The organism is Kitasatospora sp. NPDC043949, from assembly GCF_056435365.1.
On sequence record NZ_JBWKEQ010000018.1, the window covers coordinates 1 to 24,007 of the forward strand.

The window sequence follows — 24,007 nt, forward strand, 5'->3', positions numbered from 1 at the left end:
TGGGATTGAACCAGTGACCCCTACCGTGTCAAGGTAGTGCTCTCCCGCTGAGCTAATCGCGCCTGGTGTGGCGGTCCTGCAGCAGACCCCGAAGGGCCCGACGTGCGCGATACTGGGATTGAACCAGTGACCCCTACCGTGTCAAGGTAGTGCTCTCCCGCTGAGCTAATCGCGCCTGGTGTGGCGGTCCTGCAGCAGACCCCGAAGGATCCGACGTGCGCGATACTGGGATTGAACCAGTGACCCCTACCGTGTCAAGGTAGTGCTCTCCCGCTGAGCTAATCGCGCGGGGAGGTCTTCCGGTCGGAACCGGTCGAACCTCTCGGAGGTGGAGACGGGATTTGAACCCGTGTACACGGCTTTGCAGGCCGTTGCCTCGCCTCTCGGCCACTCCACCAGGCAACACACGAAGAACGATCTTACACTGTTCTCCATCGAGCGGACGACGAGATTCGAACTCGCGACCCTCACCTTGGCAAGGTGATGCTCTACCAACTGAGCCACGTCCGCCTGTCTCCCGGGACCTTCACCGCTTTTCTTCGGCTGCGCTCCCTGGCGACGTGTTGAACTCTAGCGGATTCCCGGGCCAGCTAAAAATCCGTTCCCGCAGCGTGCCGATGGGATGCCCACCGAGCGCCTCCCCGCGGACCCCTCGGCCCGGCCACCGGCCGCCACCTGCGGCGCTTCCGGACGATCATCCGCAGGCCACCCGGCGCACACCCGCGCGACGCCGGGCGCTGCTCACGCCCCTGCGTCACACCCCCGCGCCGGGCCCGCACCCCGGACCTACACTTCAGGCACCGCCGCCCAGCACCACCGCGCAGGAGAACCGTGTCCGGCCCCACCGAACCCAGCACCCCGCTCGCCCGCTTCGGCGGCCGCCTGGCCACCGGGCTGCGCGACGTCACCTCGGACCCGGCCGCCCTGGACTCCACCGGCTACTGGGCCGTCGCCTACGACTTCGAGGGCCGGCTGACCTGCGCCCGCTTCGACGACGTCCGCCCCGCCCCCGCGCCGCCCTCGGGCGCCGGCTGGCGCGGACCGGGGGCCGGCGACTGGCACAGCTCCCTGGACCGCTCCGCCTACACCGCGGGCGTACGCCGCATCCGTGAACACATAGCCGCCGGCGAGGTCTACCAGGCGAACCTCTGCCGCGTGCTGTCCGCACCGCTGCCCGACCCGGCCCGCAGCGACGTCGACGCCCTCACCGGCCTCCTCGCCCACGGCAACCCCGCCCCCTACGCCGGCACCATCCGCCTGCCCGCGCACGGTGTCGAGATCGCCACCGCCTCGCCCGAGCTGTACCTGCGCCGCGCCGGCCGCACCGTCTCCTCCGGCCCGATCAAGGGCACCGGCCGCACCGAGGACGACCTCCTCGACAAGGACCACGCCGAGAACGTGATGATCGTGGACCTGGTCCGCAACGACCTCGGGCAGGTCTGCGCGACCGGCAGCGTCACCGTCCCCGACCTGTGCGCCGTCGAGAAGCACCCCGGCCTGGTCCACCTGGTGTCCACCGTCGAGGGCACCCTGCGCGAGGGCGCCGGCTGGCCCGAGCTGCTCGCCGCCACCTTCCCGCCCGGCTCCGTCACCGGCGCCCCCAAGTCCAGCGCCCTGCGGATCATCGACGCCCTGGAGACCGCCCCGCGCGGCCCGTACTGCGGCGCCGTCGGCTGGGTCGACGCCGACCGAGGCGAGGGCGAACTCGCCGTCGGCATCCGCACCTTCTGGCTCGACCGGACCGACCCCGAGGCGCCCGTGCTGCGCTTCGGCACCGGCGCCGGCATCACCTGGGGCTCCGACCCCGACCGCGAGTGGGCGGAAACCGAACTGAAGGCCGCCCGCCTGGTCGCGATAGCGTCGGGCAGCGATATCGACCCGACGGGCGCATGAACCGCCCCGCCCCCACCTCGTCCTAGGAGCAGCCCTCGATGCAGAACCCGACCACGAGCTGGGTCAACGGGGCGCTCGTCGACTCCGCCGCCGCCGCCGTCTCGGTCCTCGACCACGGACTCACCACCGGCGACGGGGTGTTCGAGACCATGAAGGCCACCGACGGCCGGGCCTTCGCGGTCACCCGGCACCTCGACCGGCTCACCCGCTCCGCCCGCGGCCTCGGCCTGCCCGACCCGGACCACGACCTGGTCCGCGAGGCCTGCGTCCAGGTCCTCGCCGCCAACCCGGCCCCGCTCGGCCGCCTGCGCGTCACCTACACCGGCGGCACCTCACCGCTCGGCTCCGAGCGCGGCACCGCAGGCCCCACCCTCGTCGTCGCCCTCGGCGCGATCAACCGCCGCCCCGACGAGACCGCCGCCGCCGTCGTCCCGTGGCGCCGCAACGAGTACAGCGCCGTCGCAGGCCTAAAGACCACCTCGTACGCCGAGAACGTCGTCGCCCTGGCCGCCGCCCACCGCGCCGGCGCCTCGGAGGCCCTGCTCGCCAACACCGCCGGCCTGCTCTGCGAGGGCACCGGCTCCAACGTCTTCGTCGTCCTCGGCGGTCGCCTGCTCACCCCCACCCTCGGCTCCGGCTGCCTGGCCGGCATCACCCGTCAGCTGGTCGTCGACTGGTGCGGTGCCGAGGAGACCGACCTGCCGCTCAGCGCCCTCCGGGACGCCGACGAGGTCTTCCTCACCTCCACCACCCGTGACGTCCAGGCCGTGACCCGGGTGGACGACCGCGAGCTGCCCGGCATCGGCCCCGTCACCGCCAAGGCCATGGCCGTCTTCGCCGAACGCAGCGGCGACGACCTCGACCCGTGATCCCCGAAGCGGCAACCAGGGCATAGGGGCCCGGGCGCGGGGAAGGGACCACCACATGACCACGACGCTGCGCCCCGAGGGCCCGGAGACACCCACCGACGCCGGCGGCCGCACCAGGCGCTGGCAGATCTGCGCCAACGGCCGCCAGGTCGGCGCGCTGCGCACCACCGCCATCCCGCACGGCAGCCAACTCTGGGGCGAGATATCGGAGTTGGAGGTCAGGGAAGGCCGCGGTCGGGGCCGCGGCACGTTCGGCGCGCTGGCCGCGGAGGAGGTGCTGCGCAACTGGGACTGCACCCGGGTGGACGCCAACATCCCCGAGACGGCGCGGATCGCCCGGGGGCTCGCCACCACCCTCGGCTACACCGAGCGGATGCGGAACCTGGCCAAGCGGCTGACCACCGCCCCCGCCCTGCCCGCCGGCATCACCGCCGACCGGATCGAGCCTCCGGAGTTCCAGGACTGGCTCGACCGGGCCGCGCGGGGTTACCTCCGCTCGCTCGTGGAGTCCGGACTCAGCGAGGAGCAGGCCCGCGCCAGGTCCCACCTGGACCACCAGCGCCAGCTCCCGCAGGGCGCCGACAGCCCCGGCGTCGCCCTGCGTCGCCTGCGCGCGGACGGTGAAGCCGAGCCGCTCGGCTCGCTCTGGGTGGACTTCCACCGGCGCGACCTGCCGAACGGCGGGCCGCTCGCCTGGGTGATGACCGTCGAGGTGTCCCCGGCCCACCGGGGCCGGGGACACGGCCGCACGCTGATGCTGCTCGCCGAGCGCGAGTGCCTGGCCGCCGGCGTGCGCGACCTCGGCCTCAACGTGTTCGCCGGGAACGAGGTCGCGATCCGCCTCTACGCCTCGCTCGGTTACCGGGTCACCAACCGCATCTACGGAAAGCCGCTGTGACCCGACATGACGTCAGGAAGCCGCCGCCGCCTCGATGGCGGCCACGATGCGGTCCCGCAGGCCGTCCTGGCTCTGCCCGCCGTCCAGCCGCTGCCCGCCGATCACGTACGTCGGCGTACCGGTGACCCCGATCGCCCGGCCCTCGGCCTGGTCGGCGTCCACGGTGAGCATGTGCCGGCCGTCGATCAGCGCGGTGTCGACCTCCTCGGCGTCCACCCCGACCGCCCGGGCCACCTCCAGCAGCACCTGCTGCCCGCGGGCGTCCAACTCCTCGACCCGGGCCAGCAGCGCCTCCACGAACGGCCAGCCCAGCCCCTGCGCGAACGCCTCCTCGGCGGCCTCCGCGGCCGCGTAGGCGTGCTTGTGCTTCTCCAGCGGGAAGTGGCGGACCTCGACGGGCAGCGCGTCGCCGTACCGCGCGCGCAGCGCCCGTACGTCGTCCAGCGCGGTGCGGCAGTCCGGACACTGGAGGTCGCACCAGAACTCGAGCCGGGGGAGGGAACCATCGATCATTCCCCCAGTGTTTCACTAGTGGGCGCCCGCTCCGGCCGACGGTGCGCCCCTGCGAAGGCCGACAGGGAGGCAGTGATGACCAGGACGACCGGAAGCGAAGGAGTACTGCCGTGCTGACGGCGGCGACCAGCTTCGCGCTCACGGCGGGCGGGGTGGCCGTGGCCGGCCTGCGGGCCTACCGGCGGCGGTTCCTGTCCGCGACCCGCTGGTTCGCGGTGGCCCTGGTGCCCGCCGGGCTCTACCTGACCGGCCTGTTCCCGGTGGCCCGGACGATCGGCAGCGAGTTCGCCGACTGGGCGACGAGGCTGGTGTTCGACCCCCGGGTCTGGACCGGCATCGTGCTGCTCGGCCTCTCCGCGCTCCTGCTGGTGACGACGCGCTGGGTGGGCCGCCGGGGCGCCGTGGACGCCGCCCCGGACCGCCCGGCGGCCGCCGGTGCCGCGCCCGAGCGCCCGGCGGTGGCGGCCACCCCGCCGAAGAAGCCGGCGACGGGCAAACCCGCGGCGGGCAAGCGGGACGACGGCCTCGGCGACTTCTCCGACATCGAGGAGATCCTCCGCAAGCGCGGCATCTGAGCGGCATCCGAACGCGGCATCCGAACGCGGCATCCGAACCCCCGCGGGGGTCGGCGTCAGGCGGAGGGCACGGCCTCCGCCGAGCGCTGCCGTGCCCGGTAGGCGGCGACGTGCAGCCGGTTGCCGCAGGTGCGGCTGTCGCAGTAGCGCCGGGAGCGGTTGCGGGAGAGGTCCACGAAGACCCGGGCACAGTCCGGCGCCTCGCACCGGCGCAACCGCTCCCGCTCGCCCGCCATCAGGATGAAGGCCAGCGCCATGCCCAGCTCGGCGGCGAGGTGGTCGCCGAGCGCGGCGTGCGGCGCGAAGTAGTGGATGTGCCAGTCGTGGTGGTCGTGGTTGGTCAGCCGCGGCGTCGTACCGGCGGCCGCGACGATCCGGTTGACCAGTTCGGCGGCCTCGGCGGTGGACTCCGTCCCGAACACCTCCCGCAGCCGGGTGCGCAGCTCGTGCACCTTGCGCAGGTCGTTCTCGGTGAGCGAGTCGATCTCGCTGATCTCCTGGCCGACCACGAAGGCGTCCAGCGCGGCCACGTCCGGCAGCCGCTCGGTGCCGCACACCTCGGGCGCGGTGTTGAGCAGCTCGACGAGGATGCTCAGCGCGCACTCGGTGTCATGGGTGATCAGCACGTTGGGGACTCCTCGCGCAGGGGGACTCCGGAACCCCGCGTCCACGGTTACCCCAGACCATACCGGGCCGTGCGGCGGAAGGGCGGCGGGTTCTTTCGAAGGCGTGTACGGATTCCGTCAGAGTGCCGTGAAGCGGACGGCGTCCGGGCGGCCGGGCCCGCGAAGGACCCCCCGAAATGCCGAGGGCGCCCGGCAGCGAGGCCGGCCACCCGTATGGATGGCCGGCCTCGTTGCCGGGCGCCTGCAGTGTCGCGGACCCGATCCGGTGGGATCGGGCCGTCCACCGGCCCCGAGGCCGCGTCGCGCGCGGCTGAGTTGCTGCCGTGCCCCCGAGTAGGACGGCAGCGGTGACGGCAGGAGGTACCACCCCGCCGATGGCGGGGCGTGACCGCCTCCGGGCGGGATCAGCTTTCGGCGAGGATGTGGGACAGCTCCCGGTCGAGGTCGAAGTGGCGGTGTTCGGTGCCGGGGGGCACCGCGGCGTCCGTCCGCTTGAGAAATGACTCAAGCGCCCGGGCCGGGGCTTCGAGCAGGGCTTCTCCTTCCGGAGAGCTCAGCGCGATGCAGACCACCCCTTGCCCGTGGCTGCGGGACGGCCAGACCCGGACGTCGCCGGTACCGGTCGGTCGGTGCAGCCCCTCCGCGAGGAGATCTCGGGCGAACACCCACTCCACGGTCTCGTCGGCGCCCGTGTGGAACGTGGCGTGCACGGCGTAGGGGTCGGCGGTGTCGTAGCGCAGGCCCGCGGGGACGGGCAGTGAGGACTCGCTGGACACGATGAGGCGCAGGTGCAGCTCGCAGCTGACCGTGGTGTTCATAAGCGCCATGGCCTTTCGCTCAGTGTGCGCTCGGGGAATCGCACGTCGGCGAACGGACCATCCCACCCCCAAGCCCGATGTAAACCCCTCTGTCCCGATTCGGGCGCGAGTCGTACCCCTTACGGCGCATTGCGGAATCATCCCGGAGTGGCCCGGTCGGGCATTACCGGGCCGCTTCTTGGTTAGTTTCCTGGCATGACTGTGCGAAACGACAAGACGGCCAAGAACACGGGATCGGGTGAACCGGTCACGGCGGATGACGCGGCCGGCTCCCGCGCCCCGGCGTTCGTCCGCCGCTCGCGGCCGCTGCACCTCACCTGGCAGGTGGCGATCTTCCTGGCCGGCCTCGCCGTGGTCGTCCTCGGCGTGATCATGCTGCCGCTGCCCGGCCCCGGCTGGGTGGTGATCTTCCTGGGCATGGGGGTCTGGGCCACCGAGTTCGACTGGGCCCGGCTGGTGCTGCGGTGGAGCCGCCGCAAGGTCGCCGAGGCCGCCCACCGCGCCCTGGACCCGCGGGTGCGCCGCCGCAACCTCACCGTCACCGCCATCGGCCTCGCCGCGGTCGTCGGGATCGGCGGCTGGTACTTCACCCGCTACGGCCTGGCCGTCCCCTGGACGGCGGGCGAGAGCTGAGCGGCCCGGGGCCGGGGGCTGCCGTGACCAGGGTGTTCGGACCACCCTCCGGGATGCGGTAATGTTTTCCCTGCACCCGGGCGATTAGCTCAGCGGGAGAGCACTTCGTTCACACCGAAGGGGTCACTGGTTCGATCCCAGTATCGCCCACCGGAATGCATTGTGATACGTGAGGCCCAGCCGATTATCGGCTGGGCCTCACGTGTATTTCCGGAATCCATCCGAAGAACCATCCGGAATGCGACTGAGGCTCAGTCATCTTCCGCGTGGAGCGCGAGTTCTGCGGATGCGCCAGCAGTACCCGGAAGGGACGAGTTGTACGACGACCGCCAAATGGTGCTACAGTTCTTCTCGTTGCCCGGGCGATTAGCTCAGCGGGAGAGCACTTCGTTCACACCGAAGGGGTCACTGGTTCGATCCCAGTATCGCCCACCGGACAGCATGCAGGCCCTGACCAGGAAACCGGTCAGGGCCTGCGGCGCGTTCGGGGCCGGCGCCTGCCGGCCGCCGCTACGCCGCCGCCTCGCAGCCGTGCTCGGGCTCCAGCCGGCGGCCGCAGCCGCACCGGGCCGGCCGCAGCGGCCAGGAGGGGTCCACCCGCTCCGGCGTCCCCGACCGGTCGAACCAGTTCTGCAGCCCCCGCGCCTGCGCCGCGTGCCAGACCGCCTGCCGCAGGTGCAGCTCCGCCGCCGTCAGTTCGCCCAGCGCCGCCGGGTAGCGGGCGCCTATCCGCCGGGTCAGCGCCAGCGCCGCCGTCGCGTCCGCCGCCGCGTCGTGCGCCCCGGCCAGCTCCACGCCGTAGTGCGCGCACAGATCGGTCAGCGTCCGACGGCCCTTGCGGTAGCGGTCCACGTGCTTGTCCAGCACCCGCGGATCCAGCACCACCAGCCCGGCCGTGCCCACCCCGCCGGTCAGCGTCAGCCCGTGATGGCGGCGCAGCTCCCGGTCCAGCAGCGTCAGGTCGTACGGCGCGTTCATCACCACCACCGGGCGCCCGGCCCGTGCCTGGTCCGCCAGCGCGCGGGTGACCTCCGCCACCACCGCGCCGACCGGGCGGCCGTGCGTCCGGGCGTGCTCGTCGGTGATGCCGTGCACCGCCCGGGCGCCGTCCGGGATCGGGACGCCCGGATCGGCGAGCCAGGTGGTGGTCTGCACCGGCCGACCCGGGGCGAGTTGGACGACCAGGGCGGCCGAGACGATCCGATCGGACTCGACGTCCACGCCGGTGGTCTCGGTGTCGAAGGAGGCGAGTGGGCCGGTGTACCAGTGCTGCTGCATGACTGCCCCTCAGGCGAGCTTTCCGCGCGCCCGGTTGATACCCGGTTCTGACACCCGTTCAACCGTTTGGCGCAAGCCCGACCGGGGATCCTGCCCGTGGGCCCGCCGTTCCGATCCGGACGGGCCCGGAGCAGGGGGAGGCCACGGGGCGATGGCACTGACGCAGCCGCAGCCCGAGGAGGCGGCGGCCGTTCTACGGGGAAACCTGGCGGTCACCGCCTGCATGGAGACGCTGCAGGTCGGCTACCTGCACGCGGTCGCCGCCGCGGCCGGCTGCTCGCTCTCCCAGCCGTTCCCGGACAACGGGATCGACTGGCAGGTCAGCCACGGCTCCCGGGCGCACGAGGTGGACGACGAGGTCACCATCAAGATCCAGCTGAAGGCCACCCAGCAGATCGCGGCCGATCCGACCGGGCCGTTCTTCAGCTTCACCCTCGACAACGACCACCTGCGCAAGCTCGCCCGGGCGAGGGTCGCCGTGCCGCGCATCCTGGTCGTGATGCTGCTGCCGCGGCGGGTCGACCGCTGGCTGCACGCCCGCCCGGACGCGCTGGAACTGCGGCACTGCTGTTACTGGGTCAACCTGGCCGGCCACCCGGTCACCGGACAGCGGCGCACCAACGTGCGGGTCCCCACCGGCAAGGTCTTCGACGACCGCGCGCTCTGCGACATCATGGCCCGGGTCGGCGCGGGTGGCAGCCCGTGACCGCCCGCCCCGGTCCCGGCCCCCGGCAGCGAGGAGCAGCACCCATGACACCGCCGCACGCACCCGGCGAGCCGGTCCAGGCCCTGCCCGACCCCGCCGCCGTCGACCCGGCGGTGCTCGCCACCCTGCTCGCCCGGCACGGCTGGGTCCGGCGAGGCGGCCCCGCCGCCCGCTACGGCCGCTGGACGCCGCCCGACGACGAGTCCGGCACCAGCGTCCTCGTCCCCGCCGGGGACGGCTTCGACGACGCCGTCGACCTCCTCGCCGACGCCGTCACCGCGCTGTCCCGCTCCTCCACCCCGTCCGCCCGAGCCATCCTGCTCGCACTGGCCGTCCCCGGCGACGAACTGCGTTGGCACCGGGAGCCGGCCGGCCCCGCCGAGGCCGCCACCTGGGACGACGCCGAGCGGCTCCAGCGGGCGGCCCGCGCGATGCTCGCCGCCGGGGCCAAGGCCGGCCGGGCCACGGCCGCCTACTTCGGCGCCCGGCTGGACGCGCACGCCGGGGACTTCCTGGACCGCGTCCTGGTCGTCGAGCAGGGCGCCGCCCTCACCGCCTACACCCCCGCGCCCGAGGGCCGGGCCGCCGTCACCACCCTGGTCCGCGCCCTGGAGGCACTGCGCGACGCCGTCGACTACCGCCGGGTCAGCGGGGGGCCCGAGGCCTTCGAGAACGCCGTCCAGGCCGGAGTCAGCCGGGAACTCGTCCAGTCCGTGGAGGACCTGGTCCGCGGCGCGACGGCGGCCCGGTTGACCGTCGCCTGGTCCGCCGCCGCGGGGACCCCGGGCGGCTTCGGGGACCGCCGGGTCGTCCTCGACTTCTCGCCCGGCGACCTGCCCGCCCTGACCGAGGCCGCCGAACTGCTCGAACGGATCGAGCCCGCCGTCGCCGTCACCGTCGTCGGCGTGGTCGTCCGGCTCAAGCGCGCCGACCCGGCCGGACCGGGCGCGGTGCGGCTGCGCGTCCTCGGCGGCGCCGAAGTCCGCGAACTCAAGCTCCGCCTGCCCGACCCCGACTACCGGCTCGCCGCCGAGGCCCACCTCGCGGGCCTGCCGGTCCGGGTCGCCGGCCGGCTGGAGAGCCGCGGCGGCTTCCGCCGGCTCACCCGGCCGCAGGGCCTGGAACTGTGCGGCTGGGAGGACGCCGACCGCGAGCGGCTGCTGAAGTCCCTCGGCGAGGGACTCGGGGAAGAGCTCGGCGAAGAGCTCGACGGAGGCCTCGGGGAAGGGGGAGAGGGGGCGTAGGTGCGCGGCCGGGTCGACGCGCTCGGTACCATCGTCACGCGCAGCGCAGTGTTGCGTCCTCTGAATCCAGCACGTCAGGAGAGACCGGTGACGGACGTCCGGGTAATCATCAACCGCGAACCCGATCGGGAAGAGCGCGTGGTGACCACGGGCACTACGGCCGCCGAGCTCTTCGCCGACGACCGCTCGATCATCGCCGCCCGCGTCGGCGGCCAGCTCAAGGACCTCGCGTACGCCGTCCAGGACGGCGACGAGGTCGAGCCGGTCGCGATCGGCAGCAAGGACGGCCTGGACATCCTGCGCCACTCCACCGCGCACGTCATGGCGCAGGCCGTGCAGCAGCTCTACCCCGAGGCCAAGCTCGGCATCGGCCCGCCGGTCAAGGACGGCTTCTACTACGACTTCGACGTCGAGAAGCCCTTCCACCCCGATGACCTCAAGGCCATCGAGAAGCGGATGCAGGAGATCATCAAGCGCGGGCAGAAGTTCTCCCGCCGCGTGGTCACCGACGAGTCCGCCCGCGAGGAGCTGGCCGCCGAGCCGTACAAGCTGGAGCTGATCGGCCTCAAGGGCTCCGCCGCCACCGCCGGCGAGGGCGCCGACGTCGAGGTCGGCGCCGGCGAGCTCACCATCTACGACAACCTGGACGCCAAGACCGGCGAGCAGTGCTGGGGCGACCTCTGCCGCGGCCCGCACCTGCCCAGCACCCGGTACATCCCGGCGTTCAAGCTGATGCGCAACGCGGCCGCCTACTGGCGCGGCAGCGAGAAGAACCCGATGCTGCAGCGCATCTACGGGACCGCCTGGCCCACCAAGGACGAGCTCAAGGCCCACCTCGACTTCCTGGTCGAGGCCGAGAAGCGCGACCACCGCAAGCTCGGCAACGAGCTCGACCTCTTCTCCATCCCCGAGGAGATCGGCTCCGGCCTCGCCGTCTTCCACCCCAAGGGCGGCATCATCCGCCGGGCGATGGAGGACTACTCGCGCAAGCGGCACGAGGAGGAGGGCTACGAGTTCGTCTACACCCCGCACGCCACCAAGGGGAAGCTCTTCGAGAAGAGCGGCCACCTCGACTGGTACGCGGACGGTATGTACCCGCCCATGCAGCTCGACGAGGGCGTGGACTACTACCTCAAGCCGATGAACTGCCCGATGCACAACCTGATCTTCGACGCGCGCGGCCGCTCGTACCGTGAACTGCCGCTGCGCCTCTTCGAGTTCGGGACGGTGTACCGGTACGAGAAGTCCGGCGTGGTGCACGGCCTGACCCGCGCCCGCGGCTTCACGCAGGACGACGCGCACATCTACTGCACCCGCGAGCAGATGGCGGAGGAGCTCGACTCGACGCTGACCTTCGTGCTCAACCTGCTGCGCGACTACGGTCTGACCGACTTCTACCTGGAGCTGTCGACCAAGGACCCGGTCAAGTACGTCGGCTCGGACGAGACCTGGGAGGAGGCCACCGCCGTCCTCGCCAGCGTGGCCGAGAAGCAGGGGCTGCCGCTGGTGCCGGACCCGGGCGGCGCGGCCTTCTACGGCCCGAAGATCTCGGTCCAGGCGCGCGACGCGATCGGCCGGACCTGGCAGATGTCGACGATCCAGCTCGACTTCAACCTCCCCGAGCGTTTCGATCTCGAGTACACGGCGGCGGACGGCTCGCGCCAGCGGCCGGTCATGATCCACCGCGCGCTGTTCGGCAGCATCGAGCGGTTCTTCGCGGTGCTGCTGGAGCACTACGCCGGCGCCATGCCGCCGTGGCTGGCCCCGGTCACCGTGACCGGCATCCCGATCACCGACGAGCACGTGCCGTACCTGCTGGAGGTCGCGGCCGGGCTGAAGAAGCACGGGATCCGGGTCGAGGTGGACACCTCGGACGACCGCATGCAGAAGAAGATCAGGAACGCTCAGAAGAGCAAGGTTCCGTACATGCTGATCGCCGGCAACGACGACGTCGAGGCGGGCGCGGTGTCCTTCCGGTACCGCAACGGCGAGCAGAAGAACGGCGTGCCGGTGGCGGACGCCGTCGCCGAGATCGTGGACGCGGTGAGGAACCGCGTCCAGGTGTGACGCCTTCGGACCACCACGCGCGGGGCGGGCTCTCGATGAGTCCGCCCCGCGCGGCTTTGCAAGCAGCGTTGGGCGAATATGCTGATCAGCATGACGACTGAGCCGGAACTGCAGCGGGGCGTCGGGGAGCCGGACGGCTTCCGCCGCCTGTGGACCCCCCATCGGATGGCCTACATCCAGGGTGAGAACAAGCCCACCGGTCCGGCTCCGGACGACGGTTGTCCATTCTGCTCGATCCCCGCGCTGAGCGACGAGGACGGGCTGGTCATCGCCCGGGGCGCCGCCGTGTTCGCGGTGCTGAACCTGTACCCGTACAACGGCGGCCACTTGATGGTGGTCCCGTACCGGCACGTCGCGGACTACACCGACCTGGACGAGGCGGAGACGGCCGAGCTGGCCGACTTCACCAAGCGGGCGATGACCGCGCTGCGGGCGGCCTCGGGGGCGCACGGGTTCAACATCGGGATGAACCAGGGCGCGGCGGCCGGTGCCGGGATCGCGGCGCACCTGCACCAGCACGTGGTGCCGCGCTGGGGCGGGGACACCAACTTCATGCCGGTGGTCGGCCACACCAAGGTGCTGCCGCAACTGCTGGCGGACACCCGGAAGATGCTGGCCGAGGCCTGGCCGCAGGACTGATCGGGAACGCCGGAGGGGCCCGTCACCGCTGAGTCGGTGGCGGGCCCCTCCGGCGTGCGCGGGCCGTGGTCACTCGAACTGGTCGACCTTGTACGGGCGGGTGCCCTGGGCCTCGGACTTGATGATCGAGGCGCGGTTCTTGAAGCGGTCGGTGTCCAGGTCGTGCTCCTCCAGGAACTCCAGGGTGGCGGCGTGCACGGCGCCGAGGACCGGGACGGAGGCGTTGAGCGCGTTGTCGGTCATGAACCGGCTGCCCCACGGCGGGCTCGCCCAGGCGTGCCGGAAGCCGAACGGCTCGGGCAGGCCCAGGCCGCCGCCGAGCCAGGAGAGCAGCCCGGGGGCGCGGGTGAGCGGCGCGCGCAGGGCCTGGCGGACCACCTCGTCGTTGTCGATCAGGGGGAGCTTGACGGTGCGCTCCTCCCAGAACTTGCCGGTCTTCTGGACGGTCTTCTCCTTGGCCGAGGGCTTGTCGGAGAAGACGCCGTTGACCGGGCCGAGCGCGTAGCCGGCGACGGTGACGGTGAGGGTGTTGGCGAGCAGGGTGACGGTGACGGTGAAGGTGATGATCAGCTTGCCGTCGAAGGTGATGAACTGGGTGGCGAGGTAGTGCCGGGGGCCGCCGCCGGCGAAGGTCTGCTTGTCGGCGATGGTCTGGAGGGCGAAGTCGCGCATCCGGTCGCCGTCCATGTCGGCGTTGCCGGGGCGGGAGATCTCATCGGCGTTCTCGCCGATTTCGAGGACCGCCCACTGCTTGACCGTGATGTTGGTCATCCCGCTGTTGGCGACCTCGCTGACGGCGAGCCCCTTGAGGTGCGAGGAGATCTTCCGGACGAGGTCCCAGGGGTGGAAGGCGCGGAAGTCGGAGTGGCCCGCGGCGGGGCGCATCACGTCGACCAGGCGCCATTCGCCCCAGCGCTTGCCGACGCCGAGGATGCCCTTGGGACCGGCGTAGTGCTGGACGTTGGTCTCCTGCTCGGCCTCCATGCGGGCGAGCTTGTCGCGCAGGTCGACGGCCTTCTTGTCGAGGTCGTCGCGGGGGACGGCCTTGGAGACGGTGGCGGCGACGGAGCTGCCCTCGGCGAGGGCGAGCCAGCGCTCGCGGAGCTCCTTGGTGGAGCGCAGCACGATGCGTCGGGCGAGGATCCCGCCGATGATGGGCGGGATCATGGCGACGCGCAGGTAGACGCCGAGCGGGCCGTGGGCGGGGGGCTTGACGAGGAACAGGACGGAGACCACGGCTGCGGCCAGGAGCGCGAGGGCGCCGTAGAGCTCGTCCTGGAGGGCCTTGCCCTTCATGAGGTAGATGCGCAGGTAGAACGCACCGATCCAGATCAGGGTGCCGGGCAGGGCGAGCAGGCCGAAGAGCACGGTGACCACGGTGAGCTTGCGGTCCCGCGCGGCCCGCAACTCCTGTGCGGCCAGGCAGTGTTCGACGATCTGGCGGGTGTCGGTGCCGAACGAGGGCACGATCGGCTTGCGCCCGGCACCGACGGTGCGGGAGATGACGGCGGCGCTGAACGCCTCGCCGAGGTTCGCCTCGAAGAGTTTGAACCGGGGCTTCTTGTGGGTCGCGGCGGTGACCTTGCCGACGAAGTCCTCGATCTTGCCGTCGCGGTACGCGACCGAGGAGAGCGCCGGGGTGACTCCGGTTTGCGGCCCGGCGTCGGTGCGGGGTATCTGCGCACCCGGAGTCATGTCGAGTGTGGTCACGGTGGCGTCCCCTCCTCCCCTTGTCAGCGGCAGGTTATCGTGCCGCGGTGTCGCCGCGCGCATGATCGTCTGAAGTGCCGTCACGATCGGGCCGCGCCTGGGCTTGAGAGGCATGATGCCCAGCTTCGGGCTGGTCGATACCCGGTCGGCGGCGGTCGTCGGGGTGGTGCAGGATGGCCGTGACGGCCAGGAAGGGAGCCCGGGCGATGGATCCGGTGTTGGTGTTCGACGGGGACTGTTCGTTCTGTTCGTCCTGCGTGCGGTGGGCGGAGCGCTATCTGCGGCAGACGCTGGCCTCGGGGGGCTGGGACGCGGTGCCGTTCCAGTTCGAGGACCTGGCGGCGCTGGACGCGCGCGCGGGCGGGCTGGGCGAGGTGACCGCGGAGCGGGCGGAGCGCGAGGTGCTGTGGGTGACGCCGACGGGCCGGGTGTACGGGGGTGCGCAGGCGGTGGCGCGGCTGCTGATGCGTTCGGGCGGGGCGTGGGCGTACCTGGGGGCGGTGCTGGCGTCGGCGCCGGTGCGGCCGGTGGCGGGCCTGGCGTACCGCTGGGTGGCGCGCAACCGGCACCGGATGCCGGGGGGTACGGCGGCGTGCGCGCTGCCGCGGCGGCAGGGCGCTCAGTCGGTGTAGCGGGTGGCCAGGGCGGTCGGCATGGGTTCGTGGCGCAGGTAGGCGCGGGAGAACTCGGCGGTGCCGTGGGTGAGTGAGCGCAGGTCGACCGGGTAGCGGACGAGTTCGAGTTCGGGGACCTCGGCGCGCAGCAGGGTCAGGCCGGGGCCGCCGGTCTCGGTGCCGAGGACGCGGCCGCGGCGGGCGGAGAGGTCGCCGAGTACGGCGCCGAGGTAGTCGTCGGGCAGCAGGACGGCGACGGCGGCGACGGGTTCGAGCAGCCGGATGACGGCGTGTTCGGCGGCGTCGCGCAGGGCGAGGGCGGCGGCGGCCTGGAAGGACGCGTCGGAGGAGTCCACGGAGTGGGCCTTGCCGTCGGTGAGGGTGACCCGGACGTCGACGAGCGGGTGGCCGGTGGCGACGCCCTTGGCGAGCTGGGCGCGCAGGCCCTTCTCGACGGAGGGGATGAAGTGCTTGGGGACGGCGCCGCCGACGACGTGCTCCTGGAACTCGAAGCCGGAGCCGGCCGGGAGGGGTTCGACCTCCAGGTCGCAGATGGCGTACTGGCCGTGGCCGCCGGACTGCTTGACGAGCCGGCCGTGGCCGGCGGCGGCGGTGCCGAAGGTCTCGCGGAGGGCGACCTGGGGTTCGACGGTGTCGACGTGGACGCCGTGCCGGGTGCGCAGGCGGTCGAGGACGACCTCGGCGTGGGCCTCGCCGGTGCACCAGAGGACGAGCTGGTGGGTGTCGGGGTTCTGTTCGAGGCGTAGGGCCGGGTCCTCGGCGGTGAGGCGGGTGAGGGCCTGGGAGAGCTTGTCGTCGTCGGCCTTGCTGTGGGCTTCGACGGCGATCGGGAGCAGGGGCTCGGGGAGGGCCCAGCCGGCGAGGTCGACGGGGTGGCCGGGGTCGTGGACGGTGTCGCCGGCGCGGGCGGTGGTGAGCTTGGCGATGCAGACGAGGTCGCCGGCGACGGCGTGCGGGACGGGCCGCTGGAGCTTGCCGAAGGGGCTGCTGAGGGCGGTGACGCGTTCGTCGCCGTTCTGGTCGGCGCTGTGGGTGGGGCCGGCGAGGTGGATGCGGGTGTCGGGACGCAGGGTGCCGGCGTACAGGCGCAGCAGGCTGATCCGGCCGACGTAGGTGTCGCCGGTGACGCGGACGACCTGGGCGGCGAGCGGGGCGTCGGGGTCGCAGTCGGGGGCGGGGCGGGTGCGTTCGCCGGGGTCGGGGAAGGTGTGGACGATCAGGTCGAGGAGTTCGGTGGCGCCGAGGCCGTTCTCGCTGGTGGGGACGGCGGGGTGGAGGGCGCAGCTGAGGACTTCGCGGCGCAGGCCGGCTTCGAGGGCGTCGGTGTCGAGGGTGTCGCCGGAGAGGTAGCGCTCCATGAGCGTGTCGTCCTGGCCGGAGATGGCCTCGACGAGGCTGTCGTGGGCCGGCCCGGTGTCGGGCAGCGGGGCGGCCCGGCCGTAGGTGTCGCCGGTGAGCAGGTCGACGCTGCCGTCGGGGCGGCCGTCGTGGAGGACGGGCAGGAAGAGCGGGCGGAGGGTGTCGGGGCCCAGGTCGAAGGCGTCGTGGCAGGCGGTGAGGATGTCGTCGAAGCCGGTGCGGGCGAGGTCGAGTTTGGCGACGGCGATGGCGCGCGGGATGCCTTCGGCGGCGCACTCGCGCCAGAGTGCGCGGGTGGGGGCGGTGACGGGGTCGGTGGCGGAGACGACGAAGACGGCGGCGTCGGCGGCGTGCAGGGCGGCGCGCAGGTCGGCGGTGAAGTCGGGGTGGCCGGGCGGGTCGATCAGGTTGATCTTGACGCCCTTCCATTCGAGCGGGAGCAGCGAGAGCTGGACGGAGCGCTGCTGGTGGTGCTCGATGTCCTCGTGGTCGGAGACGGTGGTGCCGTCGGTGACGCGACCGGCCCGGCCGGTGGCGCCGGCGGCGAGGGCGAGGGATTCGGCGAGCATGGTCTTGCCCACACCGCTGGAGCCGATGAGGACGACGTTGCGCAGGTCCCGGGGGGCGGTGACGGCGGGTGCCTGGGCGGCTCGTGCCGTGCTGCGGTCGGGCATCGGGGTCTCCTCCCGTCGCGCCGGGGCTGTCCTTCGAAAGTGTAGGTGCGGGTGCTGCGGCGGCGCGTGTCGTACGGGTGGGCGGTGACCGTCCGTGTGTGGGACGTGGCCGGGGTGTCGTCGGGCGGTGCGTGCGACGGAGCGTGCCTCCGGCCTGGCTACGATGGGTGGGCCGGACGGGCTGATCCGTCCGGCCGTCTGCCGCGCGTGTTGCGCCAGGCGGGTACCAGGGAGATCGGAGCGGTCGGGAAGGCCATGCTCAACAAATACGCGCGTGCCTTCTTCACACGTGTTCTGACCCCGTTCGCCGCGTTCCTGATCCGGCTGGGCGTGAGCCCGGACGCCGTGACGCTGATCGGTACGGCCGGTTCGGTGGCCGGTGCGCTGGTGTTCTTCCCCCGCGGGGAGTTCTTCTGGGGCACCATCACGATCACGCTGTTCATCTTCTCGGACCTGGTGGACGGGAACATGGCCCGCCAGCTGGGCCGGAGCACCAGGTGGGGGGCGTTCCTGGACTCCACGCTGGACCGGGTCGCGGATGCGGCGATCTTCGGTGGTCTGGCGATGTGGTACGCGGGCAAGGGTGACGACAACCTGCTGTGCGCGGTGGCGATCTGCTGCCTGGCGAGCGGGCTGGTGGTGTCGTACACCAAGGCGCGGGCGCAGAGCCAGGGGCTGCCGTGCGACGTGTCGGGGCTGGTGGAGCGGGCCGAGCGGCTGGTGGCCAGCCTGGTGGCGGCCGGGGTCGCGGGTCTGCACAAGTTCGGGGTGCCGTACGTGGAGTGGCTGCTGCCGGTGGCGCTGTGGCTGGTGGCGGTGGGCAGTCTGGTGACGGTGTTCCAGCGCATGCTGACCGTGCGCCGGGAGGCGTTCGAGGCCGACCGAGCGGCGGCCGGGAGCTGATGGGGGGCGTCCTGCGGTGACGGACCGACTGGTGTACTGGGCGTACGCGCTGGGCTGGGCGGTGCTGAAGCACCTGCCGGAGCGGGTGGCGCGGGGCCTGTTCGACCGGCTGGCGGACCACGCCTGGCGCCGGCGGGGCAAGCGGGTGCTCCAGTTGGAGGCGAACCTGCGCCGGGTCCGTCCGGGACTGGACGAGGCGGGCCTGCGGGCGCTGTCCCGGGCCGGGATGCGTTCGTACCTGCGGTACTGGATGGAGTCGTTCCGGCTGCCGGTCTGGAGCAGGGAGCGGGTGGCCCGGGATGTCCGGTCGGAAGGCCTGGAGAACCTGCGCGCGCCGATCGAGGCCGGTCGGGGCGCGGTGATCGCGCTGCCGCACATGGGCAACTGGGACCTGGCGGGCACCTGGGTGGCGCAGCTGGGCTTCCCGTTCACCACGGTCGCGGAGCGGTTGAAGCCGGAGCGGCTGTTCGACCGGTTCGTGGAGTTCCGGGAGGGCCAGGGCATGGAGGTCCTGGCGTTGACCGGGGGCGGGGCGAACGTGATCGGCACGCTGGCGCGACGGCTGCGCGAGGGTCGGCTGGTCTGCCTGGTGGGGGACCGGGACCTCTCGGAGGCGGGCGTGGAGGTGTCGTTCTTCGGGGAGGCGACCCGGATGCCGGCCGGTCCGGCGGCGCTGTGCCAGCGCACCGGGGCGGCGCTGCTGCCGGTGACGCTCTGGTACGACGGCCCGGTGATGCGGGCGCGGATCCACCCCGAGGTGCCGGTGCCGCAGGAGGGCGACCGCAAGGAGCGGACGCAGGTGATGACGCAGGCGCTCGCGCGGGTGTGGGAGGAGGCGATCCGCGAGCACCCCGAGGACTGGCACATGCTGCAGCGGTTCTGGCTGGCCGACCTCCCGGTCCGTGAGACGGTGGAGGAGGCGGCCGCGCCGCACTCCGAGGCGGCCCGGGCGGCCGCGCCGGAGCCGGCCGGCGAGCCGGCGGCCGAGGCCTCCGGGTCCTGATCCCGGCCAGCAGGAGTACCCGAAGGAGCATGAGGAACCCGTGAAGATCGGCATCGTCTGCCCGTACGACTGGGACGTCCCCGGTGGGGTGCAGTTCCACATCCGGGACCTGGCCGAGCACCTGATCGGTCTGGGCCACGAGGTCTCGGTGCTGTCGCCGGCCGAGGACGAGGAGGCGCTGCCGCCGTACGTGGTCGGCGCCGGGCGGGCGGTGGCGGTGCCGTACAACGGGTCGGTGGCGCGGCTGAGCTTCGGCGTCCTGTCGGCGGCGCGGACGCGGCGGTGGTTGCACGAGGGCCGGTTCGACATCCTGCACGTGCACGAGCCGGCCGCGCCGAGCGTGTCGATGCTGGCCGCCTGGTCGGCGTCCGGGCCGATGGTGGGGACGTTCCACACCTCCAACCCGCGCTCGCGGGCGATGATCGCGGCCTCGCCGATCCTGCAGCCCGGCCTGGAGAAGATGCGGGCCCGGATCGCGGTGTCGGAGTACGCCCGGCGGACGCTGGTGGAGCACCTGGGCGGCGACGCGGTGGTGATCCCGAACGGCGTGGACGTCGGCTTCTTCGCGGACGCCGAGCCGGATGAGCGCTGGTGCGGCGGTGCGGCGGCCGGGGAGCCGGGCACGATCGGCTTCGTCGGCCGCATCAACGAGCCGCGCAAGGGCCTGCCGACGCTGCTGGCGGCGCTGCCGAAGATCCTGGCCGAGCGGCCGGGCGTGCGGCTGCTGGTGGCGGGCAAGGGGGACGAGGAGGAGGCCGTCGCCGGCCTGGCGCCGGAGGTCCGCCGTCAGGTGGAGTTCCTCGGCATGGTGAGCGACCGCGACAAGGCCCGGCTGCTGCGCAGCGTGGACCTGTACGTGGCGCCGAACACCGGTGGCGAGAGCTTCGGGATCATCCTGGTCGAGGCGATGTCGGCGGGCGCCCCGGTGCTGGCCAGCGACCTGGACGCGTTCAAGCAGGTGCTGGACGGCGGGGACGCGGGCGAGCTGTTCCCGGTGGAGGACGCGGACGCGCTGGCCGCTGCGGCGCTGCGGCTGCTGGGCGATCCGGGGCGGCTGGGGGAGCTGAGCAAGGCCGCCTCGCGGTACGTGCGGCGGTTCGACTGGTCGACGGTCGGCGCGGACATCCTGGCGGTGTACGAGACGGTGGCGGCGGGGGCCGCGGCGGTGGTCGAGGAGGACGTGCGCGGCGGCCGGCGCGGCCGGTTCGGGCTGGCCCGGGACTGAGGCCGGCGGGCCCGGGACTTTTCCGGGGTGTCGGCGGCGTTAGGGTCGGTCGACCGTATTCGGGCACGACGCATGGGGGCACCGATGCCGCAGATCTCCGTCGACTACTCGCCGAGCCTGGCTGGCTCCTTCGACCGCCGGGCGCTGGGCGTGGCGATCAACCGGCTCGCGGTGGGGACGATCGACGCGAAGCCGGAGGCGTGCAAGACGCTGTTCCGGCAGAACGACGACTTCGTGGTGGGGGAGGGCGAGGGGGCCGCCGCGCAGGTGTACGTCGAGTTCCAGATCTTCCCGGGCCGTACGCCGGAGGCGAAGGCGGCGCTCAGCGAGGGCGTGCTGGCGCTGCTGGCGGAGCACGTCGCGCCGGCGCCGGGCACCCGGCTGCACACCGCGGTGAACGTCTCCGACATCGACCGCGGGTCCTACCGGAGCGCGAGCGCGGAGGGCTGAGCCGGTGACACCCGGTAGCGTTGCGCCCCGTGACTACCTGGATCTGGGCCGGCGTGGCCGTGGTGCTCTTCGGCATGTACCTGAGTTGGACGGCCGGTCGGTTGGACCGGCTGCACGCCAGGATCGACGCGGCGCGGGCCGCGTTGGACGCGCAGCTGGTCCGTCGGGCCTCGGTGGCGATGGAGCTGGCCACGTCCTCGCTGCTGGACCCGGCGGCCTCGCTGCTGCTGCTGGACGCGGCGCACGCGGCCCGGCAGGCCGAGGACGACCAGCGTGAGGTGGCGGAGAGCCAGCTGAGCCTGGCGCTGCGGGCGGTCTTCGCCGAGCCGGAGCAGGTGGCGGCGCTGGTGGCGGAGCCGGGCGGGGAGGACGCGGTGCGCGACCTGACGGCGGCGGTGCGCCGGGCGCCGATGGCGCGCCGGTTCCACAACGACGCGGTGCGGGCGGCCCGGGCGGTGCGCGAGCACCGTCTGGTGCGGTACTTCCGGCTGGCGGGGAAGGCCCCGTTCCCGCTGGCGTTCGAGATGGACGATGCCCCGCCGCCCGCGCTCACGCCCGAAGGGGCACCCGCCTAGGCTGTGCTCGGATACGGCCCGTTTGTCGCATCCCGTCGTCCGGGCTGGACTTGGTGGCGCATGGTTGCGTCACCCGTTCCGCCTACCATAGGGCGATAGCACTGGTTCATCTTCGAGTGAGGTCTCACGTGTCCACCACCCCCACCACCGCAGACCAGCCGCAGATCGGTACCGCCCGGGTGAAGCGCGGCATGGCCGAGCAGCTCAAGGGCGGTGTGATCATGGACGTGGTCAACGCCGAGCAGGCCAAGATCGCCGAGGACGCCGGCGCGGTGGCCGTCATGGCGCTGGAGCGGGTTCCGGCCGACATCCGCAAGGACGGCGGCGTGGCCCGGATGTCCGACCCGAACATGATCGAGGAGATCATCGAGGCGGTCTCCATCCCGGTGATGGCCAAGTCGCGGATCGGTCACTTCGTCGAGGCCCAGGTCCTCCAGTCGCTCGGCGTCGACTACATCGACGAGTCCGAGGTGCTGACCCCGGCCGACGAGGTCAACCACTCCGACAAGTGGGCCTTCACCACCCCCTTCGTCTGTGGCGCCACCAACCTGGGCGAGGCCCTGCGCCGCATCGCCGAGGGCGCGGCCATGATCCGCTCGAAGGGCGAGGCCGGCACCGGCAACGTCGTCGAGGCCGTCCGCCACCTGCGCCAGATCAAGAACGAGATCGCCAAGCTGCGCGGCTTCGACAACAACGAGCTGTACGCCGCCGCCAAGGAGCTGCGCGCCCCGTACGAGCTCGTCAAGGAGGTCGCCGAGCTCGGCAAGCTGCCGGTCGTGCTGTTCTCCGCCGGTGGCGTGGCCACCCCGGCCGACGCCGCGCTGATGCGCCAGCTCGGCGCCGAGGGCGTCTTCGTCGGTTCGGGCATCTTCAAGTCGGGCGACCCGGCCAAGCGCGCCGCCGCCATCGTGAAGGCCACCACCTTCTTCGACGACCCGAAGATCATCGCGGACGCCTCCCGCAACCTCGGCGAGGCCATGGTCGGCATCAACTGCGACACCCTGCCGGAGACCGAGCGCTACGCCAACCGCGGCTGGTAGTCGCCCCCTGTGCCGGCCCGTCGCAGCGCCTCGGCGCGCGGCGGGCCGCGTCACGTACATCCGTAGAACGATCTAACGAGGTTGAAGACCGTGAGCACTCCAGTCATCGGCGTCCTCGCCCTCCAGGGTGACGTCCGCGAGCACCTGGTCGCGCTGGCCGAGGCCGACGCGCTCGCCCGCCCGGTGCGCCGTGCCGAGGAGCTGGCCGAGGTCGACGCGCTGGTGATCCCCGGCGGGGAGTCCACCACCATGTCCAAGCTGGCGCTGCTGTTCGGCGTGATGGACCCGCTGCGCGAGCGGGTCGCCGCCGGGATGCCGGTGTACGGCACCTGCGCGGGAATGATCATGCTGGCCGACAAGATCCTGGACGGCCGGGACGACCAGGAGACCGTCGGCGGCATCGACATGACCGTGCGCCGCAACGCCTTCGGCCGCCAGAACGAGTCCTTCGAGTCCGGTGTCGCCTTCGAGGGCCTGGGCGACGCGCCGGTGCACGGCGTCTTCATCCGGGCCCCCTGGGTCGAGGGCGTCGGCGCGGGTGTCGAGGTGCTGGCCGAGCTGCCCGCCGCGGACGGTCCGGAGAGCCGGATCGTGGCCGTGCGCCAGGGCAACCTGCTGGCGACCTCCTTCCACCCGGAGCTCACCGGCGACCACCGCGTGCACGCCTACTTCGTCGCGATGGTCGAGGAGCACCTGGGGCGGCGCTGACCGTGTGCGCCTTTCCGGTGACGACACCGGTAAGATCTCATCTGTTTCATTTCCCTTTGGCGACGTAAAGGAGCTGGCGAATGTCCGGCCACTCTAAGTGGGCTACCACCAAGCACAAGAAGGCCGTGATCGACGCCAAGCGCGGCAAGCTCTTCGCCAAGATGATCAAGAACATCGAGGTGGCGGCGCGCACCGGCGGTCCCGACCCGGCCGGCAACCCGACCCTCTACGACGCCATCCAGAAGGCGAAGAAGAGCTCGGTCCCGATCGACAACATCAACCGCGCCGTCAAGCGCGGTGGCGGTCTGGAGGCCGGCGGCGCCGACTACCAGACCATCATGTACGAGGGCTACGGCCCGAACGGCGTCGCCGTCCTGATCGAGTGCCTCACCGACAACCGCAACCGCGCCGCCTCCGACGTGCGCGTCGCGATGACCCGCAACGGCGGCTCGATGGCCGACCCGGGCTCGGTGTCGTACCTGTTCACCCGCAAGGGCGTCGTGATCGTCCCCAAGGCTGACGGCGTGGACGAGGACAAGCTCTTCGAGGTCGTCCTCGACCAGGAGCCCGAGGAGATCAACGACCTCGGCGACTCGTTCGAGATCGTCTCCGAGGCCGCCAAGATGGTCGCCGTGCGCACCGCGCTGGTGGACGCCGGCGTCGACTACGACTCGGCCGAGGCCAACTTCCTCCCGAGCATGCAGGTCGAGCTGGACGTCGACGGCGCCCGCAAGATCCTCAAGCTGATCGACGTGCTGGAGGACAGCGACGACGTGCAGAACGTCTTCGCCAACTTCGACATCTCCGACGAGGTCGGTGCGCAGCTCGACGCCGAGTGATCGTTCTCACTCCCCGGCCCGGGGGGGGGGTGGGGGGGGGGGGGGGGGTGTTTGGGGGGGGGGGGGGGGGGGGGGGGGGAGTAGGGGGGGGGGGGGGGGGGGTGTGGGGGGGGGGGTTGGTTATGGG

Annotated in this window: 24 protein-coding genes and 6 tRNA genes; 20 read left to right on the forward strand and 10 right to left on the reverse strand. The window is 72.3% G+C overall.

The features are described 5' to 3' along the window. Positions 1-103: 103 nt before the first annotated feature. The 4 genes from AC07AL_RS16875 to AC07AL_RS16890 form a co-directional block, all read right to left on the reverse strand. Positions 104-175 (reverse strand) — tRNA-Val (locus AC07AL_RS16875). A 41-nt stretch (positions 176-216) separates the two neighbouring features. After that, positions 217-288, reverse strand: a tRNA-Val gene (locus tag AC07AL_RS16880). A 38-nt stretch (positions 289-326) separates the two neighbouring features. Beyond that, positions 327-397 (reverse strand) — tRNA-Cys (locus AC07AL_RS16885). 40 nt (positions 398-437) lie between these two features. Then, a tRNA-Gly gene (locus tag AC07AL_RS16890) sits at positions 438-510 on the reverse strand. Positions 511-831: 321 nt separating this feature from the next. Between AC07AL_RS16890 and AC07AL_RS16895 the strand changes: the two genes are divergently transcribed. The 3 genes from AC07AL_RS16895 to AC07AL_RS16905 are packed head-to-tail and all read left to right on the forward strand — an operon-like array spanning position 832 to position 3,660. Next, positions 832-1,893 carry a chorismate-binding protein gene (locus AC07AL_RS16895; protein ID WP_363627463.1) on the forward strand — a complete coding sequence of 354 codons (1,062 nt, stop codon included), beginning with the start codon at positions 832-834 and terminating at the stop codon, positions 1,891-1,893. A 38-nt stretch (positions 1,894-1,931) separates the two neighbouring features. Next, positions 1,932-2,762 (forward strand): aminotransferase class IV, encoded by an 831-nt coding sequence (locus AC07AL_RS16900; RefSeq protein ID WP_478317730.1) that lies wholly within the window; start codon positions 1,932-1,934, stop codon positions 2,760-2,762. A gap of 55 nt (positions 2,763-2,817) precedes the next feature. Next, positions 2,818-3,660 (forward strand): GNAT family N-acetyltransferase, encoded by an 843-nt coding sequence (locus AC07AL_RS16905; protein ID WP_478317731.1) that lies wholly within the window; start codon positions 2,818-2,820, stop codon positions 3,658-3,660. A gap of 12 nt (positions 3,661-3,672) precedes the next feature. On the opposite strand, the gene AC07AL_RS16910 is transcribed toward AC07AL_RS16905, so the two are convergent. Further along, positions 3,673-4,173, reverse strand: a complete 501-nt coding sequence (locus AC07AL_RS16910; protein WP_350877900.1) for a DsbA family protein — start codon at positions 4,171-4,173, stop codon at positions 3,673-3,675. Positions 4,174-4,283: 110 nt separating this feature from the next. Between AC07AL_RS16910 and AC07AL_RS16915 the strand changes: the two genes are divergently transcribed. Further along, positions 4,284-4,748 (forward strand): hypothetical protein, encoded by a 465-nt coding sequence (locus AC07AL_RS16915; protein ID WP_363583040.1) that lies wholly within the window; start codon positions 4,284-4,286, stop codon positions 4,746-4,748. Between the two features lie 56 nt (positions 4,749-4,804). Here AC07AL_RS16915 and AC07AL_RS16920 read toward each other — a convergent pair whose 3' ends face one another. Next, positions 4,805-5,374 carry a CGNR zinc finger domain-containing protein gene (locus AC07AL_RS16920; protein ID WP_063346822.1) on the reverse strand — a complete coding sequence of 190 codons (570 nt, stop codon included), beginning with the start codon at positions 5,372-5,374 and terminating at the stop codon, positions 4,805-4,807. 404 nt (positions 5,375-5,778) lie between these two features. After that, on the reverse strand, positions 5,779-6,192 hold the full coding sequence (locus AC07AL_RS16925; RefSeq protein ID WP_030056266.1) for an SsgA family sporulation/cell division regulator: 414 nt from the start codon (positions 6,190-6,192) through the stop codon (positions 5,779-5,781). A 195-nt stretch (positions 6,193-6,387) separates the two neighbouring features. On the opposite strand from AC07AL_RS16925, the gene AC07AL_RS16930 reads away from it, so the two are divergent. From AC07AL_RS16930 to AC07AL_RS16940, 3 genes are all read left to right on the forward strand, one after another. Further along, positions 6,388-6,825: a TIGR02611 family protein gene (locus tag AC07AL_RS16930; RefSeq protein ID WP_363583042.1), complete on the forward strand. Its 438-nt coding sequence runs from the start codon at positions 6,388-6,390 to the stop codon at positions 6,823-6,825. Positions 6,826-6,903: 78 nt separating this feature from the next. Beyond that, positions 6,904-6,975: transfer RNA gene (locus AC07AL_RS16935), tRNA-Val, on the forward strand. Positions 6,976-7,185: 210 nt separating this feature from the next. Then, positions 7,186-7,257 (forward strand) — tRNA-Val (locus tag AC07AL_RS16940). A gap of 78 nt (positions 7,258-7,335) precedes the next feature. Here the strand turns inward: AC07AL_RS16940 and AC07AL_RS16945 are convergent. Next, positions 7,336-8,103: an exonuclease domain-containing protein gene (locus AC07AL_RS16945; protein WP_363583044.1), complete on the reverse strand. Its 768-nt coding sequence runs from the start codon at positions 8,101-8,103 to the stop codon at positions 7,336-7,338. A 151-nt stretch (positions 8,104-8,254) separates the two neighbouring features. Between AC07AL_RS16945 and AC07AL_RS16950 the strand changes: the two genes are divergently transcribed. From AC07AL_RS16950 to AC07AL_RS16965, 4 genes are all read left to right on the forward strand, one after another. Next, positions 8,255-8,809 (forward strand): DUF4365 domain-containing protein, encoded by a 555-nt coding sequence (locus tag AC07AL_RS16950; protein WP_363583046.1) that lies wholly within the window; start codon positions 8,255-8,257, stop codon positions 8,807-8,809. 44 nt (positions 8,810-8,853) lie between these two features. Continuing rightward, positions 8,854-10,053, forward strand: a complete 1,200-nt coding sequence (locus AC07AL_RS16955; protein ID WP_363627465.1) for a hypothetical protein — start codon at positions 8,854-8,856, stop codon at positions 10,051-10,053. Between the two features lie 87 nt (positions 10,054-10,140). Then, positions 10,141-12,120: a threonine--tRNA ligase gene (gene thrS, locus AC07AL_RS16960; protein ID WP_363583050.1), complete on the forward strand. Its 1,980-nt coding sequence runs from the start codon at positions 10,141-10,143 to the stop codon at positions 12,118-12,120. Positions 12,121-12,198: 78 nt separating this feature from the next. Further along, positions 12,199-12,759: an HIT family protein gene (locus AC07AL_RS16965; RefSeq protein ID WP_371516227.1), complete on the forward strand. Its 561-nt coding sequence runs from the start codon at positions 12,199-12,201 to the stop codon at positions 12,757-12,759. A gap of 69 nt (positions 12,760-12,828) precedes the next feature. Here AC07AL_RS16965 and AC07AL_RS16970 read toward each other — a convergent pair whose 3' ends face one another. Beyond that, a complete protein-coding gene (locus AC07AL_RS16970) occupies positions 12,829-14,469 on the reverse strand; it encodes a hypothetical protein (protein WP_363583054.1) in 1,641 nt (546 codons plus the stop codon). A gap of 206 nt (positions 14,470-14,675) precedes the next feature. Here AC07AL_RS16970 and AC07AL_RS16975 point away from each other — a divergent pair, with 206 nt between their 5' ends. Further along, positions 14,676-15,101 carry a thiol-disulfide oxidoreductase DCC family protein gene (locus AC07AL_RS16975; protein ID WP_363583056.1) on the forward strand — a complete coding sequence of 142 codons (426 nt, stop codon included), beginning with the start codon at positions 14,676-14,678 and terminating at the stop codon, positions 15,099-15,101. Here the strand turns inward: AC07AL_RS16975 and AC07AL_RS16980 are convergent. Next, the gene (locus AC07AL_RS16980; protein ID WP_478317732.1) at positions 15,089-17,137 is read right to left on the reverse strand and encodes an elongation factor G-like protein EF-G2; all 2,049 of its coding nucleotides are present in this window, start codon (positions 17,135-17,137) and stop codon (positions 15,089-15,091) included. The genes AC07AL_RS16975 and AC07AL_RS16980 overlap by 13 nt on opposite strands. A 255-nt stretch (positions 17,138-17,392) precedes the next feature. Here AC07AL_RS16980 and pgsA point away from each other — a divergent pair, with 255 nt between their 5' ends. From pgsA to AC07AL_RS17020, 8 genes are all read left to right on the forward strand, one after another. Continuing rightward, the gene (gene pgsA, locus AC07AL_RS16985) at positions 17,393-18,040 is read left to right on the forward strand and encodes a phosphatidylinositol phosphate synthase (protein WP_363583060.1); all 648 of its coding nucleotides are present in this window, start codon (positions 17,393-17,395) and stop codon (positions 18,038-18,040) included. A gap of 16 nt (positions 18,041-18,056) precedes the next feature. Continuing rightward, on the forward strand, positions 18,057-19,043 hold the full coding sequence (locus AC07AL_RS16990; RefSeq protein WP_363627469.1) for a phosphatidylinositol mannoside acyltransferase: 987 nt from the start codon (positions 18,057-18,059) through the stop codon (positions 19,041-19,043). Between the two features lie 40 nt (positions 19,044-19,083). After that, positions 19,084-20,268 (forward strand): glycosyltransferase family 4 protein, encoded by a 1,185-nt coding sequence (locus AC07AL_RS16995; protein ID WP_363583064.1) that lies wholly within the window; start codon positions 19,084-19,086, stop codon positions 20,266-20,268. Positions 20,269-20,352: 84 nt separating this feature from the next. After that, positions 20,353-20,718 carry a 5-carboxymethyl-2-hydroxymuconate Delta-isomerase gene (locus AC07AL_RS17000; RefSeq protein WP_363583066.1) on the forward strand — a complete coding sequence of 122 codons (366 nt, stop codon included), beginning with the start codon at positions 20,353-20,355 and terminating at the stop codon, positions 20,716-20,718. Positions 20,719-20,792: 74 nt separating this feature from the next. After that, positions 20,793-21,293 carry a hypothetical protein gene (locus tag AC07AL_RS17005; RefSeq protein ID WP_063350972.1) on the forward strand — a complete coding sequence of 167 codons (501 nt, stop codon included), beginning with the start codon at positions 20,793-20,795 and terminating at the stop codon, positions 21,291-21,293. A gap of 128 nt (positions 21,294-21,421) precedes the next feature. Further along, positions 21,422-22,333 (forward strand): pyridoxal 5'-phosphate synthase lyase subunit PdxS, encoded by a 912-nt coding sequence (gene pdxS, locus AC07AL_RS17010; protein WP_063346811.1) that lies wholly within the window; start codon positions 21,422-21,424, stop codon positions 22,331-22,333. 90 nt (positions 22,334-22,423) lie between these two features. After that, positions 22,424-23,041, forward strand: coding sequence for a pyridoxal 5'-phosphate synthase glutaminase subunit PdxT (gene pdxT / locus AC07AL_RS17015; RefSeq protein WP_063350971.1), 618 nt, complete (start codon positions 22,424-22,426; stop codon positions 23,039-23,041). A gap of 80 nt (positions 23,042-23,121) precedes the next feature. Then, positions 23,122-23,880: a YebC/PmpR family DNA-binding transcriptional regulator gene (locus AC07AL_RS17020; RefSeq protein ID WP_363583070.1), complete on the forward strand. Its 759-nt coding sequence runs from the start codon at positions 23,122-23,124 to the stop codon at positions 23,878-23,880. Positions 23,881-24,007 lie beyond the last annotated feature (127 nt).

Excerpts from the sequence above, each read along its gene's own strand:
- AC07AL_RS16965 (WP_371516227.1), top strand. The coding sequence starts at position 12,199 with ATGCTGATCAGCATGACGACTGAGCCGGAACTGCAGCGGGGCGTCGGG.
- pgsA (WP_363583060.1), top strand. The coding sequence starts at position 17,393 with ATGCTCAACAAATACGCGCGTGCCTTCTTCACACGTGTTCTGACCCCG.
- AC07AL_RS16980 (WP_478317732.1), bottom strand. The coding sequence starts at position 17,137 with ATGCCCGACCGCAGCACGGCACGAGCCGCCCAGGCACCCGCCGTCACC.
- AC07AL_RS16900 (WP_478317730.1), top strand. The coding sequence starts at position 1,932 with ATGCAGAACCCGACCACGAGCTGGGTCAACGGGGCGCTCGTCGACTCC.
- AC07AL_RS16910 (WP_350877900.1), bottom strand. The coding sequence starts at position 4,173 with ATGATCGATGGTTCCCTCCCCCGGCTCGAGTTCTGGTGCGACCTCCAG.
- AC07AL_RS16950 (WP_363583046.1), top strand. The coding sequence starts at position 8,255 with ATGGCACTGACGCAGCCGCAGCCCGAGGAGGCGGCGGCCGTTCTACGG.
- AC07AL_RS16905 (WP_478317731.1), top strand. The coding sequence starts at position 2,818 with ATGACCACGACGCTGCGCCCCGAGGGCCCGGAGACACCCACCGACGCC.
- AC07AL_RS16925 (WP_030056266.1), bottom strand. The coding sequence starts at position 6,192 with ATGAACACCACGGTCAGCTGCGAGCTGCACCTGCGCCTCATCGTGTCC.
- AC07AL_RS16975 (WP_363583056.1), top strand. The coding sequence starts at position 14,676 with ATGGATCCGGTGTTGGTGTTCGACGGGGACTGTTCGTTCTGTTCGTCC.
- AC07AL_RS16945 (WP_363583044.1), bottom strand. The coding sequence starts at position 8,103 with ATGCAGCAGCACTGGTACACCGGCCCACTCGCCTCCTTCGACACCGAG.
- AC07AL_RS17005 (WP_063350972.1), top strand. The coding sequence starts at position 20,793 with ATGTACCTGAGTTGGACGGCCGGTCGGTTGGACCGGCTGCACGCCAGG.
- AC07AL_RS17000 (WP_363583066.1), top strand. The coding sequence starts at position 20,353 with ATGCCGCAGATCTCCGTCGACTACTCGCCGAGCCTGGCTGGCTCCTTC.
- AC07AL_RS16955 (WP_363627465.1), top strand. The coding sequence starts at position 8,854 with ATGACACCGCCGCACGCACCCGGCGAGCCGGTCCAGGCCCTGCCCGAC.
- AC07AL_RS17020 (WP_363583070.1), top strand. The coding sequence starts at position 23,122 with ATGTCCGGCCACTCTAAGTGGGCTACCACCAAGCACAAGAAGGCCGTG.
- AC07AL_RS16930 (WP_363583042.1), top strand. The coding sequence starts at position 6,388 with ATGACTGTGCGAAACGACAAGACGGCCAAGAACACGGGATCGGGTGAA.